1 rRNA gene is annotated in these 1,495 nt (G+C 65.3%); it reads left to right on the top strand.

What is annotated here, in order from left to right:
* Positions 1-1,481 (top strand): 16S ribosomal RNA (locus DWV43_RS09940); the annotation flags it as partial.
* Positions 1,482-1,495: the final 14 nt, after the last annotated feature.

The raw sequence follows: 1,495 nt of genomic DNA, 5'->3' as shown, positions 1-1,495 counted from the left end.
GGATGAACGCTGGCGGCGCGCCTAACACATGCAAGTCGAACGGCACCCCCTCTCCGGAGGGAAGCGAGTGGCGAACGGCTGAGTAACACGTGGAGAACCTGCCCCCTCCCCCGGGATAGCCGCCCGAAAGGACGGGTAATACCGGATACCCCGGGGTGCCGCATGGCACCCCGGCTAAAGCCCCGACGGGAGGGGATGGCTCCGCGGCCCATCAGGTAGACGGCGGGGTGACGGCCCACCGTGCCGACAACGGGTAGCCGGGTTGAGAGACCGACCGGCCAGATTGGGACTGAGACACGGCCCAGACTCCTACGGGAGGCAGCAGTGGGGAATCTTGCGCAATGGGGGGAACCCTGACGCAGCGACGCCGCGTGCGGGACGGAGGCCTTCGGGTCGTAAACCGCTTTCAGCAGGGAAGAGTCAAGACTGTACCTGCAGAAGAAGCCCCGGCTAACTACGTGCCAGCAGCCGCGGTAATACGTAGGGGGCGAGCGTTATCCGGATTCATTGGGCGTAAAGCGCGCGTAGGCGGCCCGGCAGGCCGGGGGTCGAAGCGGGGGGCTCAACCCCCCGAAGCCCCCGGAACCTCCGCGGCTTGGGTCCGGTAGGGGAGGGTGGAACACCCGGTGTAGCGGTGGAATGCGCAGATATCGGGTGGAACACCGGTGGCGAAGGCGGCCCTCTGGGCCGAGACCGACGCTGAGGCGCGAAAGCTGGGGGAGCGAACAGGATTAGATACCCTGGTAGTCCCAGCCGTAAACGATGGACGCTAGGTGTGGGGGGACGATCCCCCCGTGCCGCAGCCAACGCATTAAGCGTCCCGCCTGGGGAGTACGGCCGCAAGGCTAAAACTCAAAGGAATTGACGGGGGCCCGCACAAGCAGCGGAGCATGTGGCTTAATTCGAAGCAACGCGAAGAACCTTACCAGGGCTTGACATATGGGTGAAGCGGGGGAGACCCCGTGGCCGAGAGGAGCCCATACAGGTGGTGCATGGCTGTCGTCAGCTCGTGTCGTGAGATGTTGGGTTAAGTCCCGCAACGAGCGCAACCCCCGCCGCGTGTTGCCATCGGGTGATGCCGGGAACCCACGCGGGACCGCCGCCGTCAAGGCGGAGGAGGGCGGGGACGACGTCAAGTCATCATGCCCCTTATGCCCTGGGCTGCACACGTGCTACAATGGCCGGTACAGAGGGATGCCACCCCGCGAGGGGGAGCGGATCCCGGAAAGCCGGCCCCAGTTCGGATTGGGGGCTGCAACCCGCCCCCATGAAGTCGGAGTTGCTAGTAATCGCGGATCAGCATGCCGCGGTGAATGCGTTCCCGGGCCTTGTACACACCGCCCGTCACACCACCCGAGTCGTCTGCACCCGAAGTCGCCGGCCCAACCGCAAGGGGGGAGGCGCCGAAGGTGTGGAGGGTGAGGGGGGTGAAGTCGTAACAAGGTAGCCGTACCGGAAGGTGCGGCTGGATCACCTCCTTTCTAGGGAGATAAAT

This window comes from Collinsella sp. AF05-9, assembly GCF_003465595.1.
Taxonomy (GTDB): Bacteria; Actinomycetota; Coriobacteriia; order Coriobacteriales; family Coriobacteriaceae; genus Collinsella.
Note: the sequence above shows the minus strand (reverse complement) of the source record. Positions and strands in the feature narration are given on the sequence as shown.